Origin of the sequence: Streptomyces violascens, from assembly GCF_014649955.1 — a bacterium.
In the GTDB taxonomy this organism is placed as follows: Bacteria; Actinomycetota; Actinomycetes; order Streptomycetales; family Streptomycetaceae; genus Streptomyces; species Streptomyces violascens.
Genome location: NZ_BMUA01000027.1, coordinates 29585 through 44075 on the forward strand (window position 1 = coordinate 29585; position 14491 = coordinate 44075).

15 protein-coding genes are annotated in these 14491 nt (G+C 70.8%); 14 read left to right on the forward strand and 1 reads right to left on the reverse strand.

The genetic code is table 11. From position 1 onward, the window contains the following. The first annotated feature begins 127 nt into the window (after positions 1-127). From IE206_RS34285 to IE206_RS34320, 8 genes are all read left to right on the forward strand, one after another. Complete coding sequence (locus tag IE206_RS34285) at positions 128-583, forward strand: hypothetical protein (RefSeq protein WP_189969213.1); 456 nt, start codon at positions 128-130, stop codon at positions 581-583. A 93-nt stretch (positions 584-676) separates the two neighbouring features. Then, entirely contained in the window at positions 677-1063 is a 387-nt protein-coding gene (locus IE206_RS34290; RefSeq protein ID WP_189969215.1) for a hypothetical protein, read from the forward strand. 51 nt (positions 1064-1114) lie between these two features. Continuing rightward, positions 1115-3163 carry an NAD-dependent DNA ligase LigA gene (gene ligA / locus IE206_RS34295; protein ID WP_189969217.1) on the forward strand — a complete coding sequence of 683 codons (2049 nt, stop codon included), beginning with the start codon at positions 1115-1117 and terminating at the stop codon, positions 3161-3163. Positions 3164-3404: 241 nt separating this feature from the next. After that, positions 3405-4700 (forward strand): ADP-ribosyltransferase, encoded by a 1296-nt coding sequence (locus tag IE206_RS34300; RefSeq protein WP_189969219.1) that lies wholly within the window; start codon positions 3405-3407, stop codon positions 4698-4700. A 195-nt stretch (positions 4701-4895) separates the two neighbouring features. Further along, positions 4896-6290, forward strand: coding sequence for a hypothetical protein (locus IE206_RS34305; protein ID WP_189969221.1), 1395 nt, complete (start codon positions 4896-4898; stop codon positions 6288-6290). Positions 6291-6393: 103 nt separating this feature from the next. After that, positions 6394-6711 carry a hypothetical protein gene (locus IE206_RS34310; RefSeq protein ID WP_189969223.1) on the forward strand — a complete coding sequence of 106 codons (318 nt, stop codon included), beginning with the start codon at positions 6394-6396 and terminating at the stop codon, positions 6709-6711. A gap of 120 nt (positions 6712-6831) precedes the next feature. After that, complete coding sequence (locus tag IE206_RS34315; protein ID WP_189969225.1) at positions 6832-6987, forward strand: hypothetical protein; 156 nt, start codon at positions 6832-6834, stop codon at positions 6985-6987. A gap of 156 nt (positions 6988-7143) precedes the next feature. Further along, positions 7144-9654, forward strand: coding sequence for a P-loop NTPase family protein (locus IE206_RS34320; protein ID WP_189969226.1), 2511 nt, complete (start codon positions 7144-7146; stop codon positions 9652-9654). A 197-nt stretch (positions 9655-9851) separates the two neighbouring features. On the opposite strand, the gene IE206_RS34325 is transcribed toward IE206_RS34320, so the two are convergent. Then, positions 9852-10454, reverse strand: a complete 603-nt coding sequence (locus IE206_RS34325; protein WP_189969229.1) for a hypothetical protein — start codon at positions 10452-10454, stop codon at positions 9852-9854. A 380-nt stretch (positions 10455-10834) separates the two neighbouring features. Here IE206_RS34325 and IE206_RS34330 point away from each other — a divergent pair, with 380 nt between their 5' ends. The 6 genes from IE206_RS34330 to IE206_RS34355 all read left to right on the forward strand — a co-directional run bounded on the left by IE206_RS34330 (position 10835) and on the right by IE206_RS34355 (position 14292). Continuing rightward, on the forward strand, positions 10835-11107 hold the full coding sequence (locus IE206_RS34330) for a hypothetical protein (protein ID WP_189969231.1): 273 nt from the start codon (positions 10835-10837) through the stop codon (positions 11105-11107). Between the two features lie 79 nt (positions 11108-11186). Next, positions 11187-12065 (forward strand): hypothetical protein, encoded by an 879-nt coding sequence (locus tag IE206_RS34335; RefSeq protein WP_189969233.1) that lies wholly within the window; start codon positions 11187-11189, stop codon positions 12063-12065. 89 nt (positions 12066-12154) lie between these two features. Beyond that, complete coding sequence (locus IE206_RS34340; RefSeq protein ID WP_189969235.1) at positions 12155-12547, forward strand: hypothetical protein; 393 nt, start codon at positions 12155-12157, stop codon at positions 12545-12547. Further along, on the forward strand, positions 12544-12984 hold the full coding sequence (locus IE206_RS34345; RefSeq protein ID WP_189969237.1) for a hypothetical protein: 441 nt from the start codon (positions 12544-12546) through the stop codon (positions 12982-12984). The genes IE206_RS34340 and IE206_RS34345 overlap by 4 nt, the downstream gene beginning before the upstream one ends. A gap of 51 nt (positions 12985-13035) precedes the next feature. Beyond that, positions 13036-13980, forward strand: a complete 945-nt coding sequence (locus IE206_RS34350) for a hypothetical protein (RefSeq protein WP_189969239.1) — start codon at positions 13036-13038, stop codon at positions 13978-13980. A gap of 81 nt (positions 13981-14061) precedes the next feature. Continuing rightward, positions 14062-14292: a hypothetical protein gene (locus IE206_RS34355; protein WP_189969241.1), complete on the forward strand. Its 231-nt coding sequence runs from the start codon at positions 14062-14064 to the stop codon at positions 14290-14292. Positions 14293-14491: the final 199 nt, after the last annotated feature.

A 14491-nucleotide genomic window follows, 5' to 3' on the forward strand; every position in this document is an offset into this window, starting at 1 on the left:
CAGCCCGACCCTGCCTCTCCCACCCCAGGCACCGCAAAGTCGCCCGCCCCACTGAGCAGCCACGGGACGTCGGTCTCTTCCCCGCCGCCCCGTCCCCCTTCTGCCAACCACGTTAGGAACCGCACCTATGGCAACCCCCAATGGAATTCTCAACGGCCTTGAGGTCATCGAGTTCGAGTTCGCCGAGACCCCGAAGAGCACCCCCGCCAACCCCCGCTACTTCAAGGAAGTGCTGAGGGTCCTGCTGGCGGACGGCACCGTCGTCTACAACTGCGTCTGGCCGAACTGCGAGTTCACCCGGCCCAAGGCGAGCGGGGTATGGCCGCACGTCAAGGCCCACAAGAACCAGACCACCAGGACGCCGAAGGCCACCGCGGACCTGTCCGACATCGACGTGGACGGCCTGCCGCTCGCCGAGGTCATCGACCGGGCCCGGAAGGCGACCTGGTACAGCGTCCAGCTCGACGCCGCCCTGAAGAAGCTCGAAAAGACCACCCGCGAGCTGGACGTCCTGAAGCCCCGCGCCAAGGCGGCCGAGACGCAGCTCGCGTCCATCCGCAAGGCGTTCGCGGCGGTCGCGTAGCCCGGGGGCTGCGCGGGGCGGGCCGGTCGCCGGCCTCCCCCGCACGGCTCCCGGTCCCGCCCCCATCACCGTCTTGAAAGGCCGCCGCTTCCCATGCTTCTTTCCGACCTGCCGACGGGCATCTTGATGCTGACCGGCTCCGTCGTCACCGCCGTCGAGGCCCGCGAACTGCGCGAGGGTGACCTCCTGCGCGTGAGCGGCACCCAGGTCACCGTGACCAGCCCCGCCGATGACCACGTCCTGACCGGGATGCGCCGCGTTTCGGTCAGCTTCCGCCCCTACGACAACGACACCGTCCGCACCGAGGGGTGGACCCTGCCCGAAGCGGCCCGCTTCACCGCCGTCCAGTTGCTGCGCCCCGAACACGTGGAGTGCGCACTGTGCAAGCCCGGCACCAACAGCCACGTGGTCCTCGTCGACCGTGTCGCGCACGGCTGGGTGCAGCGGTGGGTGTGCGACTCCCATCACCAACGGTCGTAGCTCCGCTGCCGCACCCCGCCCATTGTCAGACCCCTACGTAAGGATCACTGCATGACGACTGCTGCACCCGCCGTTTCCATGACCGACCGCGCCGCTTACGAGACGGCAATCGACCAGGCCATCGCCGCGAGCGCGGCGTATTACGGGGATGGGGACACCACCCTCGACGACGCCGCGTACGACGCACTTGCCCGCGCGATTGCCGCCTACGAGCGCGAGCACCCCGAGCACACCCGGGCCGACTCCCCCACCGGCAAGGTCGGCGGCGGCGCGGCCCCCGTCGGCGACGTCGCGCACACCGTGCCGATGCTCTCTTTGGACAACGTCTTCGACGCCGAGGGCCTCCAGAAGTGGGGCGCGTCCCTGGACCGCCGGATCGACGGGCCGGTCACCGGCGGCTACGCGGTCGAGCCGAAGCTGGACGGGGCGGCCATCGCGGCCCGCTACCGTGACGGCCGCCTGGTGCAGCTCGTCGGCCGCGGTGACGGCGTGCACGGCGAGGACCTCTCGCACGCCATCGGCACGATCGTGGGTCTCCCCGTCCAGCTGCCGGAGCCCGTGACCGTGGAGATCCGCGGCGAAGCGCTGCTCACGGCGGCCCAGTTCGTGAAGGCGAACGAGATCCGCGTCGCGCACAAGGCGAAGATGTTCTCTAACCCGCGCAACGGCACCGCAGGTACCCTGCGCGCAAAGGACCGCCCGTACGTCATCGAGACGACGTTCTTCGCCTACGGCGCGGTGGGCCTGGACGACGTCGACTTCCTCGCCGGGGAGACGCACGAAGCCGTCATGGCGCAGGTCGCCGCCCTGGGTGTGCAGACCACCGGCAGCGCCGAGGTCGGTCTCAAGGTGTGCACCACACTCGCTGAGGTCCAGGCCCGCGTCGAGGAGATCCAGACGCTGCGGCCCGAGCTGCCGTACGGAATCGACGGCGTGGTCATCAAGACGAACGGCTTCGCCGAGCAGAAGGCCGCCGGGTTCGCCACCCGCCACCCGCACTGGGCGATCGCGTACAAGCTGGCGGCCGTCGAAGCGCAGACCCAGCTCCTTGCCGTGGAGTGGAACGTCGGGCGCACCGGCATCATCGCGCCGCGTGCCGTGCTCAAGCCGGTGGAGGTCGACGGCAGCGTCGTCACGTACGCGACCCTGCATAACCCGGCGTTCATCCGGGACAGCGGCCTGAAGATCAATGACACCGTGAAGGTGTGGAAGGCCGGCGACATCATCCCCCGGATCGAGTCGCCCGTGACCGGGCTGCGCACCGGGGCCGAGACCGACATCGTCTTCCCCGAGTCCTGCCCTAAGTGTGACGGCGAGATCGACAAGTCGGGCGAGCGGTGGGAGTGCGCGGGCGGCGTGAACGGCTCCTGCGGCCTGCTGCCGTCCCTGAAATACGCCGTCGGCCGCGACCAGCTCGACATCGACGGCCTCGGCGTGACCTACCTGGAGACCCTCATCGAGACGGGCCGGGTCAACGATCTGGGCGACCTGTTCGGGCTCTCCCGCGCGCAGTTGGCCGAGGCGACTGGCAGCGAGAAGCGCGCCGACTCGCTGCTGGCCGAGTTCGACAAGGCCCGGCAGCAGCCCCTGAACCGGGTCTTCTGCGCGCTGGGCATCGTACGGACCGGTCGCACCCTGTCCCGCGAAATCGCCCGGCACTTCGGCACGATGGAGAAGATTCGCGCCGCCTCTCCCGAGGCGCTCGCCGAGGTCAACAAGCTGCCGGGGGCGAACGCGCCGAAGATCGCCGCACACATCGCCGCGATGGGCCCGGTCATCGACAAGCTCGTCGCGGCCGGGCTGAACATGGACGAGCCCACCACCGACAGCGGCAGCACTGCGAGCAGCAAGCCCCTCGCGGGCGAGGTGGTCGTGGTCACGGGCGGAATGCACGGGCCGCTGGCCGGACGCAACCGCAACCAGATGAACGAACTGATCGAGAACGCGGGCGGGACGACCTCCGGCAGCATCTCGAAGAAGACGACGCTTCTGGTCGCGGGTGAGGGGGCCGGGTCCAAGCTTGCCAAGGCCGAGCAGCTCGGCACGAAGATTCTCAGTGAGCAGGAGTTCGCCGACCTGGTCGCCGATCACCTCTCCTGACCCTCGCTGCCCTGCTGGAGGCGGAGCGGCCCTCACCGGCCGCCCCGCCTCCTTCGCGTTCCGCATCCCTTCCCCCTTTACACCTCCCACGCGCCGTGACTGACCTCTGTCCACAGGCCCTTCTCCGCAAGATCGCCGAACCGCCCGACCAGGGTGGTCACGCGACAAACGGCAGTGGGGAGCGGGCGTGTGCAGGTCCATAGCAAAGGGAGGCCGGCGGTGTACGTCGTCGCAGCCAGCCATGCGCTCGGCACGGCGGGCCGCCTCCGCCCAGCTGGGCAAGACGGTCACCGATGCCGGCGATCCGGACGCGCAGGCCGCGTACGCGAACGCGCAAGCCTGGGCGGCTCACACCAAGGACGCCCTGGAGAACGGTGACGACGACCGGGCGCGGATGTACGCGGACAACGCGAAGAAGTGCGCGGCCGCGGCCCGCGCGTACGCCCGCGGCAAGCAGCCCAAGGAGCCCTACCCGGACGCCGCGGATCCGGCCGCGCTGAGCGCGGCGCCGCCTCCGCGGCCGCCCGAGCAGACCCGTGCGGCCCGCGCGCTGGCCGGGGCGGCCGGCATCGGCGGACGGGCGCGGGTGCTGCCGCCGCGGGCCGACGGCGGGCAGACGACTGCGTGGAACGACCAGGGTTTCGGCGGTGCGGCGACGGTCTACCCGGGCGAAGGCGATGAACCCCCGCATGCGCGGGTGGTGTTCAGCCAGCTCGACCGGGACCGCTACGAGGCGCTGGCCGACTCGCCGTGGCCCTACCGGGTCGAGGACGGGCAGGTCATCTACGACCGGGTCCCCGTCGATCACGCCGAGCAGATCATCCACGCGGCCGCCTCCCGTCGTGCGGCCAAACCATGGGAGCGGCACGGCCTGAGCGATGCAGGCCACCGGGATCGCCTCGACGAGGTGACGGCCGATCGCCTGGTCCCGGAGTCCGAGCAGTGGGCGTCCGAACTCGACTACAACCAGCGCCAGTGGGTCACGACGTACACCGGCGAGGCGTACAGCGAGATCAACCAGCACCTGTACAGGGGCCGGGACCTCGACCAGCCGGCCGACGGCATGTATACGTCGATGCGGGTCGTGACGGGCCACATCGACTCCGCGATCACGGCCGCGGGACAGTCCCAGGAGCCTCATCGGTGCTTCCGCGGTTACACCCCGCCCGTCGAAGTCCGCCAGGAGAACCGGGTCGCTTCCTGGGCCCGGGAAACCTTCGTCGTCGGCAGCCGCTACCGGGACGACTCGTACATGTCGGTCTCCCATTGTCCCCAGGTGGCCGCCAGGTTCACCGAGCGTTCCTGGTCGTCCGGTGGGGAGTGGGGCACCGCCGACCACGGCGTGGTCTTCGAGACGGTCTCCCGTCGCGGCGCCGCGGTCGCGCATATCTCGGAGTTCGACAACGACGAGCGGGAGCGGCTGATGCCGCGGGGCTCAGAGTTCGTGGTGGTCGGCGTCCACGAGAACGTGCGCGTGGCCGGCACGCCGTGCGTGGTCGTTCAGTTGGCCGACGTGAACGAATCCAAGCGGTACTGAACCGGCTGCCATGCGTGCGGATGCAGCGGAAGGCCGGCCCCACGTCGGCCTTCTCGGCCTTCCCGGCCTTCAGCTTGTGCGCGCTGCTCTGACACCGCTCCTGGGTCTCTGTCCACAGGCCACTCCTTCCAAGATCGCGTTGCTGCCTGTCCGGGGCAGCCCCGCGGGTCGCGGGCGAGGAAGGGAGGGCTTTCGGTGTGCAGGTCGCTATCCAAGGGCGGGCGCAGGTGCGGCTCGTCTCACCCGGCTGTCCGGGCCGCGCGCCGCGCTGCCTCGACCGCGCTGCGCAAGGACGTCGCGGTGGCCGGCGCCGGGCACCCCGCGTTGGGCGCGTACGCCACGGCCCAGATGTGGGAGGCCAAGACCCGTCAGGCCGTCGAGAGCGGTGAGGACGAGCAGGCCAAGCTGTACGCGGGCAACGCGAAACTGTCCGCGGCCGCGACGCGCACCCTGCTCAAGGACCGCAAGCAGACGCCGCGTTACCCCAACGCCGCCGACCCGCGCGTCGCTTGGGCGATGCCCGCCCCGGCGCCGGAGGATGACGGGTGGGGCGCGGCGCAGTTGCCGGAGTACCCCGAGCATGTCCGGGCCGCCGACGCGTTCGCGCGGGCCAGCGGGGCGGGCGGGGCCGCCACGTTCGTGCCGCGCGCCGACGGCGGTCAGACGGTGGCCTGGCGCGGGGACGACTTCGCCGGGTCCGCGACGGTGTATCCGGCCAACGGGGATGAACCGCCGCACGCCCGGGTCGTGTTCAACCGGCTCGACCAGGGCCGCTACCAGGCGCTGGCAGACTCGCCCTGGCCGTATCGGATCGAGAACGGGCAGGTCATCTACGACCGTGTTCCTGCCGATCACGCCGAGCAGATCATCGGCGCGGCGCGCGCCCGGCAGGCGGCCCGCCCCTGGGAGCGGCACGGCCTGGGCCGCGATCCTCAGCGCGATCAGCTGCACGAGCATCGGGCCGGTGCGCTGGTGCCGGAGTCGTCGGCGTGGGCGTCGCGTCTGAACTCCGAGCAGCATCACTGGGTCAGCACGTACACCGGCTCGAAGTACCGGCAGATCAACGCCCACCTCTATAACGGGCATGACCTGGACCAGCCGGCGGAGACGATGGACGTGCCGATGCGGGTGGTCACCGACAGCATCAACTCGGCGATCCGCTCGGCCGGTACGGCCGAGGTGCCGCACCGCACCTTCCGCGGGTTCACTCCCCCGCTGGAGGTCCGCAAGGGGAACCGGGTCGCGCAGTGGGCGCGGGAGACCTTCCCGGCCGGCAGCCGCTACAACAGCCCCTCGTTCCTCTCCTCCTCGCACTGCCCGGAGGTGGCGGGCGGTGAGTACTTCGCGCGGACCGACTGGGAGGACAACGGCCAGTACGGCGAGGCTGACCACGCCGTGGTGTTCGAGATGGTCTCGCGCCGCGGGGCCGCGGTCGCGCACGTGTCGCAGTACGGGAATCTGGAGCGGGAGCGGCTGCACGAGAGCGGCTCGAACTGGGTGTCCGTGGGGGTCCAGGAGAACGTGACGATCAAGGGGCGCGCGTGCGTGGTGGTGCAGCTCGTCGACATGAACGAGGTCCACCGCCACTAGCCATTCCTGTCTTTTCGTAATACTTGACATCGTTTAGTTTTATGAATAGACTTATGTGAAGGGTGAGGAACATCCAGACTCACCACCGGACATGGAGGACGACATGACAGACCAGCAGCAGCCCACTCCCCACGACTCGCGGCTGGCGGACCAGCCCGCAATGCGGCCCGTCGGCCCGCTCCCCAAGGTCGGCCCCCGGCCCACCTTCGACCAGCTCATGGGCCAGGAGGACGGACGGGACTACCAGCCGCTCGCAGCCCAGCTGGACGACGCCGCGCGCACCGCGCTCGGCCTGCCGGCGGCGCCTCAGGAGGTCACCGTGGACAGCGAACTCGCCAGCCGCATCCGCGACTACTACTTCGACCGGCCCCAGCTCGTCGCCCAGTTGCCCGACGCGGTCCGCGACCTGATCAACCTCTGATCCCATCGGCACCCGCCGGCCCGAAGAATGGACCTCCCATGAGCAGCACGGCCGCCGGGCTCGACCTCCGGCTCGGCATCCGCAACGCTCTCGTCGCAGCCGGCGTCCGCCAGGTGCCCGATGCCGAGATGGGTCGATGCCCGCGACGAGGTCCTCATCAAGGTCGCCCTGGCGCCAACCGACGCCCGGATCTCCGCCCGGGGCGGCGAACTCGACTTCATCGCCCTCGATCCATGGCGGCCGCCGGTGCATCCGGCCCGCAGGCCGTTACGATGACGGGCGGGCAGACCTGCTGCCACCCGCCTCGCATCGCGGCCCGGACCCGCGCATGCGCTTGAGGGCGCTAAGGGGGAGATCCTCACAGTGAGCTGACCTTGCTGCGCCCATGCACGGCGTGCCGGTCCGGGAGCCACGCCGAGAATTAGGGACATCATGGCGAAAGCCGACCGCAATGCCGTCGCCCGCGCCGCCGTCACCGGCGAGAACCACGCCCAGGCGGCCTCTTGGATCAAAGCCCACGGCCTCCTGCAGGGCCTGGTCCCCGACGCCGCCTCCACCGAGCAGCAACTCCTTGAAGCCTCCATCCTGTTCGCCCTCACCCGCACGAGCGGCCCCTTCGGCCCGGTCACCGCGGCCGGAACCCTGTTCGGCATTGCCAAGGCAAGTCCAGGCCCCAGCGACGAGCTCAGGCTGTGGCCGGCGACCGGGTACGAGGCCGAGGTCCTGGCCCGCCTGCTGCCCAGCCGCACGGACGAGGCCAACTCGACCGTCACCGGCGTGGCCGGGCTGCGCTGGGTCCGCAACGGCAAGTACCTGACGCTGGCCCGGGGCGGCGCCGCGGCTCAGGTCCAGCTCGCCGCGCAGCCCCGCGACGTACGGGAGGCCACCCGCCTGTGCACGGAAGCGGGGCTGCTGCCGTTGTGGGATCAGGACGGCACCGTGTTCGAGGACACCCCCCGCCGTGTCATCGACGTCTCCCTCTTTGAGACGGCGCCCGCCTGGAGCCGCGCGCTGCGCCGTCCTCTGCTCGCTCAGAAGGCCGCGGCCGCGTGGTCGAGCCGGGAGCCCACGTTCGCCGAGCTGGCCGGTGATGAGTCCGCCCTGATGCCGCGCCCGCACGGGCCGGCCTCCCGGCGCCCGCAGATCGTGCACGTCCGCTCGACGAAAGGCGGGACCGGCTGCAGCACCCTGAGCGTCCAGATCGCCTACGGGCTGACCCGCACCGGGCGCACCGTGGCCCTGGTGACCGACGAGGCGATGCTGCGGCACGTTGCGAAGGACGCGGCCGATGAAACGGCGGTGTGGCACGAGCCGTTCGCGCCCGCCTCCGGCGGGCGGCTGATGGCCGCCGCGCACGGCTACTTCGGAGAGAACCTGGATGCGCGCGCCGCGGAGGCGACCAGCCGCGGCGACGTGGTCGTCCTGGACGTGGGCAATCGCCCGCCGGCCGAACTCGCCGCGCTCCCGGCCGCCGACCTGACCGTGCTGACCGACCGCTACCGCGGCCGGGACTGGGTACGGGCCGACGTCGTCGACACACGGCCCGAGCAGGTTCGGGTGTTCGCCGCGCTGAACGAGGCCTTCGGGCAGTGGCGGGATCCCTCGGCGGAGCCGGCTGACGCCGACCGGCTGCGTTCTGCACTGGATCGCGAATTCTTCTTCTACGCCATGGTCCGGCTCGAAGCCCCCGACGAGGTAGACGTCTGGGACACGGACGATGCCGAGGACGTCGAGGAGTGGTGGGACTTCGGATCCCACTGGGGACCCGGACACCCCGACGACCTGTTGCCGCCGGAAGACGCAGCCCCGCTCGACTCGTGGCGGCGCCACTTCCTGGACTTCATCACCCCCGAGGGGCAGCGCCGGCACCCGGAGCACTGGGACGCGGTACGCGACTCCTGGATCACGCACAACCGGATGCGGAACCTGCAGCGCCTCAGCGCGGACGGCGCCACCCTCGACGAACTGACCAAGCGGACTTCCGAGTTCCTCAGCCAGACGGCCGGGCAGGACCTGCAGCCGCGTGCGGCCAGTGCCGAGGAGCGTCAGACCTGGCGCACCGCGATGCTGACGCGGTGGCTCGACGCCCGCTTCGCCGCCCACCTGCGCCTCGATGCCGCGTACCTGCCCCGGCCCGCGGCACAGACCGTGATGGCGGTTCTCGACGCCCGCTTCCACACGCACGGACCGCACAACACCGAGGGGTTCGCGTCCCTGGCCGATGCGGTAACGGGCGACGAGTGGTGGGACGCGCCGGCGGCCGCCCGGTCCCTGGAGGGGACCGACTCGCTCCCGCCCGCCCGGGACGCGGACCGGGCATCCTTCCTCACCGCGGTCGAGGCCGAGGGTGCCCGCCGGCACGGCGAGGTGTGGCCCGAGGTCCGAGACCACTGGGCGGAGCATCACCGCCGCCTGGAGCAGAACGAGCAGGAGCCGTTCGCGCCCGACGAGGCCGAACTTACCGAGCTGCGCCGCCAGTTCATCGCCTCCCTCGCCCCCGTCACGGCCGCAGGAGTGGACTGGGACGCGATCACCGGGCAGTGGCTGGCAGGGGTGCGGAGCGACGCCGCGCGGGTCCACGACTTCGACGACATGATCGAGCGCCGGCAGCGGCCCGCCACCGGCGAGGAGACGGCCAAGTCCCTGCTGCGCGAAGTCCGAGCTCTGGGCCTGGACCCGCAGACGCCCGTGGCCGTGATCATCAACATGTACCGGTCCGTGGGCGAGCCCGAAGCCGTCGCCGAGACAGCTGCCGCTCTGCGCGGCCACGGGGTCGTCGGGCTGTGCACGGTGGCCCAGCGCGAGGCCTTCGAGGAGCTCCTCTTCGCGCCGTCCACCTGGAACGACGAGCGGGTCAGGCCGGTCCAGGAGGAACTCGGCGCGGTGGTGAGCAGCGCCCTGAAGCACAGCGCGACGGCCTCCTCGGACACACGCAGTAGCTGAGACTCGCCCGCGCGTTCCTCTGGGGGCGTTGACCGCGCGGGGCGGCGGGATGCGGCTCACCAGCCCGACGTCTGTTCCGGAGGTGCCGGGCACAGGGCTTCCAGCCCCCGCGACGGGGGCTCCTGGTGGTGGGTATCGGTCTGGCGATTCCGGCCACCGGCGCCCGCCCGAGGCGGGGCGGGCGCGGGTGGTCACGTTCACGTGGTGCGGGGCGAATCGGTCAACGTGGTGTAGGAATCGGCGACTGCGATCAGGTTCTGCGTGGTCGGATTGCCCGCGCAGGCGTCCCAGACTGCGCGCACGGCCGCGTCACCGTGGTTTCGGTGGACTCGCGCAAGAACGCGGTGGTGACGCTCGCGCAGCACGCGCACGGCACCGGGAGGCAGGGCACGCAGCACGGGCAGGCGCCACAGGATCTGCCGCAGGTAGGTGGCCGAGAACGGTGCCGCCCAGAAGGTGAGGAGTTGATCGAGGCGGGTTTCCGGGGCGTGCTGACCAGGCTGGTTGGCGCCCGTGTGCGTGGCTTCCATGAGCATCAGGCTGCTCTCCAGGGCGGCCAGGGCCTCGGGCTGGGTGAGCAGGCGCCTCTTGAGGGGCCGCTGGCAGGTAGTGCACCCGGCTCGGATCGCGGCGACGAGGGCGCTCGCGCAGGACATGTCGGTGTCAGGGTCGGCGGCCGCGGGCGCCAGGTTGATGAGCGGGTGTCGGTGGAGTGTTCCGGCGGCGGCTGAAGTGTAGGCAGCGCCGGTGCGCTCGCGCAGGCGGCGGGCCTTGTTCTTGCGGGCGTGGTGCTTGGGCATGGTGGCTCTCGCATTTCTGACGCATCGGGCCCATGACTCCGGTGCGCGCGGCGAAGAGCGGCATACGGACGAAGGCCAGCCGACGTGGCGGCGGGTGTGCGCGCAGTTGATGCGGCCAAGCCGGAACTACGTACAGTCCGGGCACCTTTGCGATGTTGCTGCTCCGCGGTCATGGGCCGCGGTGCTCGCGTGGGCCGATGCGCTCGGCCGTGCCGCACTCTACCGGTCCCCAGGCGGTACGTGCGGCGGCGACACGGCCACGTGGCGCCGTGCCGGGGCACCTTCACCCACCCCGCCAAGCTCTTTTTCCTTAATTCTTGACGTTGTTTAGTTATGTGTGAGATCATAATTCTTGACGGCGTTTAGCATTAGGGGAGAACATGGCCACCAAGAAGGACCTGTACCAGCTGAAGAAGAAGGCGGAGCAGCAGGGATTTCGGTTCATAGAGACCAAGAGCAGCCACTACAAGGTGTTCCTTGTCGTGACGGAAGCCACCGCGACCCAGGAGGAGGTGTTGACGTTCGTCTGCACGATGCCCAGCACCCCGAGTGAGTACCGGGGGCTCAAGAACGCGAAGGCGGACCTCAAGCGATTTGGTTTCGTCTTCGAGACCGAGCGCAAGGGCAAGCCCAAGCCCCAGCGCTCCAACTGACCGGCCGGGGGCGCCGGGGGACACTCCCGGCGCCCGGCCGACCGCGCCGTCACCGCCCTGCCCCCAAGATGAGGAAGCCATGACCCAGACCAGCTACAACGTGCGCGTCGAGTACGACGTGTCCGAGACTCCGCCCGACGAGATCATCACGGCGCTCTACGAGGACCTGGCCCCCTACGGCGGATCGATCGGCTCCTCCCCCGCCGGCGGACTGACCGTGCGTCTGTTCCTCGATGCCGACAGTCCCGTCGACGCCGGCACCCGGGGCGTCGAGTACGTCCAGGGCGCGCTGCTCAAGCAGGGGCTCGACATCACCTTGATGAGCGGCTACGAGGTGATCACGGAGGCGGAGTTCGAGCGCCGGCTCGACGAGCCGCACGTCCCCGAGCTGGCCGGCATGGCCGAGGTCACCCGGATCACCGGCGCCTCCAAGGGACGCGCCAGTCAGCTGCGCCCCGAGCTGAAGCAGTGGCTCGTCCAGGAGCTGGCTTCCGGCCCGGTGTACCTCGCCGAGGGTGTGCGCAGGTTCGCGGCCCGGAACCACAACCGTGTGCGCGGGGTGCGCCGCACCGAAATCCCGCTCACTCCGCTCGAGCGCGCCCTGCTGGAGTCGCTCGCCGCGGCCGAGTTGCGCACCGAGGTGTCCTCCCCCACCCCGGACCACCAGGCCGTCGGCGCCGCGATCGAGGGCGTCGTGGGCAACGGCCGTCAGCTGCAGCTGCACACCTCGCCGGCCGACTCCGACCTCACCGTCGCGCTCGGCACCCTGATCGAGCACGGCCTGGCCTCCACCCGGAAGCTCTACAAGAAGGAGCTGCACGAGCTTGACGCCGGCCACGAGGAGGACCTCGTCGTCACCCTCACCGGCAAGGGACACCGTCACGCCGACATCGACGCCACGACCGCGGCCGCGGAGTCCGCCGGCGCGCAGGACGTCGGCGCCCAGGAAGGCAGCTGACCCCGGCCGACTCCGCGGTCAGGCGCCGGCGAGGACGGTGCACGCCCTGCAGGACTGATCAGATCCCCGAGCTGAAGGAGAAGTTCACGGTGAACGAGGAGTACACGGCCGCGGAGCTGGCCGGCGAACTGAGCGCCGTACGGCATCTGTCGCCCGAGCTGACGGGTCCGCTGGCGATGCTCGACGAGGCGAGTCTGGGGTGGACGCTGCGCTACCCGCAGCTCACGGAGGCGCACCAGGCCTTCGCCCAGGCGCGCGGGCGGCAGTGGCCCCGCACCCGGACCGAGCAGACCTGGCAGCAGGTCGTGGCCTGCGCGGACAACCTGGCCGCGGCGCTGCGCGAGCTCGGCGATGTCTCCCTGGAGCGCTGCACGCAGCCCACCCAGTGGGGTACGTGCGACCGGGTGCTGCCGGAGCAGGGCCCGTGCCGTGCCGGGCAGGACCACCTCGCCTCAGCGACCGGCCCGGAGACGGGCCGGTGAGACCGGGCAAGGGGCAGGTCTGCGCGGGTGACGGAGACGTCCTCGGGGTGGAGTCCTTCGACGGCACCTACGCGGTGCTCTTCAGCCGCCAGTTCCGCCAGCAGCAGCTCGTCAACGCCAGCCACTTCGCCCGGCGTTTCCACCTGATGTACGGGCCGGAGGCCTCCGAGCAGTGGCATCAGACCTGGGTGGAGCCCAGCGCCGAGGTTCCGGATAAGCAGGCGTGGCTCGGCGGGATCGACGACGCTCTGGTGCGCGGCGGAAAGGGGTTCGCTGTGCAGCAGGGCCCGGCCTACGAGGGCCGGTTCGCGCGCGGCGCCCAGGGTTTCGAGCTCAAGGTCTTCGACGAGCAGACCGTCTACGACGAGGTGCTCCGCGCGCTGGCCTCGTTCGCTCCGCCGGCAGCCGCCGTGGCCGACGTCCATCCCGAGGGCTGAGAGCCAAGTGCAACGGCACGGTGGGGAGTTACCGAGGTGACGGAATGGTGGATGCCGGCGGATGCTGGGTACGCGGCTGCGGGGGACACCGGCGTTGTGCCGCCCCTGACCCTGGACCCGGAACTGCCGGATCATGTCCAGGAGCTCCTGCGGCAGGCCGATCCCGCACTGCTGCGCAAGGCCGTGCGTGGCGGACTCACGAGCCCGTGGTGGGGTCTGGCCGATCCGCTCGGCGGCCGTCGCGCCGCATGGTGGTTCGGGGGTCTCCTGCTCAGTGCGTTCGCCCGCAGCACGGTCATGGTCGGTGTGGGTGCCGTCGCCTACGGGCTGAGCAGCGCGGTCGCTGTCTGGAAGCGCCGGCATCGCCATGCTGTACTGCTCCAGATAGCCGGCGTGCACGACCGCTTTGTGCTGGGTCATGAACTCCGCCCTGAGGTGGGCGAGTTGCTGGCCCGTGCCGAGCAGGCAGCCACTCGCGTCCTGCGCTCTTCGGCGCAGCGGCTGGATCCGGCCGACAAGGAGCACCACGACCGGCGGCTTCAGGGCCAGGTGTGGGAGATCGCGGAGGCGCTGCGCATCTACAGCCGGGTGGCCGCACAAGGGCCGGCGAAGGCGGTGAGCGAGGCGGTGGCGCAGGCGATGGAACCCCGCCGCAAGGCCCTGCGGATCAGCCTCTCCAGCACCGGGCGCCGCGTCGAGGCCCTGGAGAACTACGCCACGCAGATCGCCGAGGCCGAACTGCGGCGCCACGAGCTCAGGCAGCTGCGAGAGCTGACGACGGGGAACGAAGACCTGCTCGACCTCCTGGCGGCCACCGCCCGCGATGAACTCGCGGTCGCCCAGATCGCGGAGATGAGCGACGAGGTCGCCAAGGCCCTTGAGCTGTTCAACGAAGCTCTCCAGGCGGCGCAGGACGCCGCGACTGCGGCTCTGCCCGCCCTGCCGGCGCCGGGCACGCGTCCCGCGAAGCCGCTGGGGGTAGCGAACCCGCCGTGAGCAGTGCTCGGCCCGACACCTCCCTCTGTACGTCCCGTCCCGCCGCCCGACATGTAGCCCCAGGAAGTCAGGAGATCACCGGTGAGTCATCAGGACCTCACACCAGCCGAGATCCAGCGTCGGATGGCCGACGCCGCGCAGGCCGTGGAGCAGGGCGAGTTCCGTGCTGCTGCACGCCTGTACGACCAGCTCGGCAAGGAAATCCAGACCCGTCACGGTCGCTTCGACGCCCGCGCGCTCGACGCCTTCGAGGGAGTGGCCCGCGCGATCGGCAAGGGTGCCGACGCTGCCAAGGGCCAGGCGTCAGGGTGATGGCATGGCCCGAGCCGGATGCGACGCGCACCCGGCTCCCCCTGGCCGCGGGTCCGCTTCGAACTCAGCCGTCGGTATGCGTCATCCGCGCGCTGCTGCGCTGTGAGGGGCCTCACGCCTGGTCTGGTCTTCGGGAGCGGAGCGGCGGGCCCGGCGCTCGCACAGTGGGTCTGCGCATTGCGACGCGCTTAACTCGCCC

Excerpts from the sequence above, each read along its gene's own strand:
- IE206_RS34285 (WP_189969213.1), top strand. The coding sequence starts at position 128 with ATGGCAACCCCCAATGGAATTCTCAACGGCCTTGAGGTCATCGAGTTC.
- IE206_RS34290 (WP_189969215.1), top strand. The coding sequence starts at position 677 with ATGCTTCTTTCCGACCTGCCGACGGGCATCTTGATGCTGACCGGCTCC.
- ligA (WP_189969217.1), top strand. The coding sequence starts at position 1,115 with ATGACGACTGCTGCACCCGCCGTTTCCATGACCGACCGCGCCGCTTAC.
- IE206_RS34300 (WP_189969219.1), top strand. The coding sequence starts at position 3,405 with ATGCGCTCGGCACGGCGGGCCGCCTCCGCCCAGCTGGGCAAGACGGTC.
- IE206_RS34310 (WP_189969223.1), top strand. The coding sequence starts at position 6,394 with ATGACAGACCAGCAGCAGCCCACTCCCCACGACTCGCGGCTGGCGGAC.
- IE206_RS34315 (WP_189969225.1), top strand. The coding sequence starts at position 6,832 with ATGCCGAGATGGGTCGATGCCCGCGACGAGGTCCTCATCAAGGTCGCC.
- IE206_RS34320 (WP_189969226.1), top strand. The coding sequence starts at position 7,144 with ATGGCGAAAGCCGACCGCAATGCCGTCGCCCGCGCCGCCGTCACCGGC.
- IE206_RS34325 (WP_189969229.1), bottom strand. The coding sequence starts at position 10,454 with ATGCCCAAGCACCACGCCCGCAAGAACAAGGCCCGCCGCCTGCGCGAG.
- IE206_RS34330 (WP_189969231.1), top strand. The coding sequence starts at position 10,835 with ATGGCCACCAAGAAGGACCTGTACCAGCTGAAGAAGAAGGCGGAGCAG.
- IE206_RS34335 (WP_189969233.1), top strand. The coding sequence starts at position 11,187 with ATGACCCAGACCAGCTACAACGTGCGCGTCGAGTACGACGTGTCCGAG.
- IE206_RS34350 (WP_189969239.1), top strand. The coding sequence starts at position 13,036 with ATGCCGGCGGATGCTGGGTACGCGGCTGCGGGGGACACCGGCGTTGTG.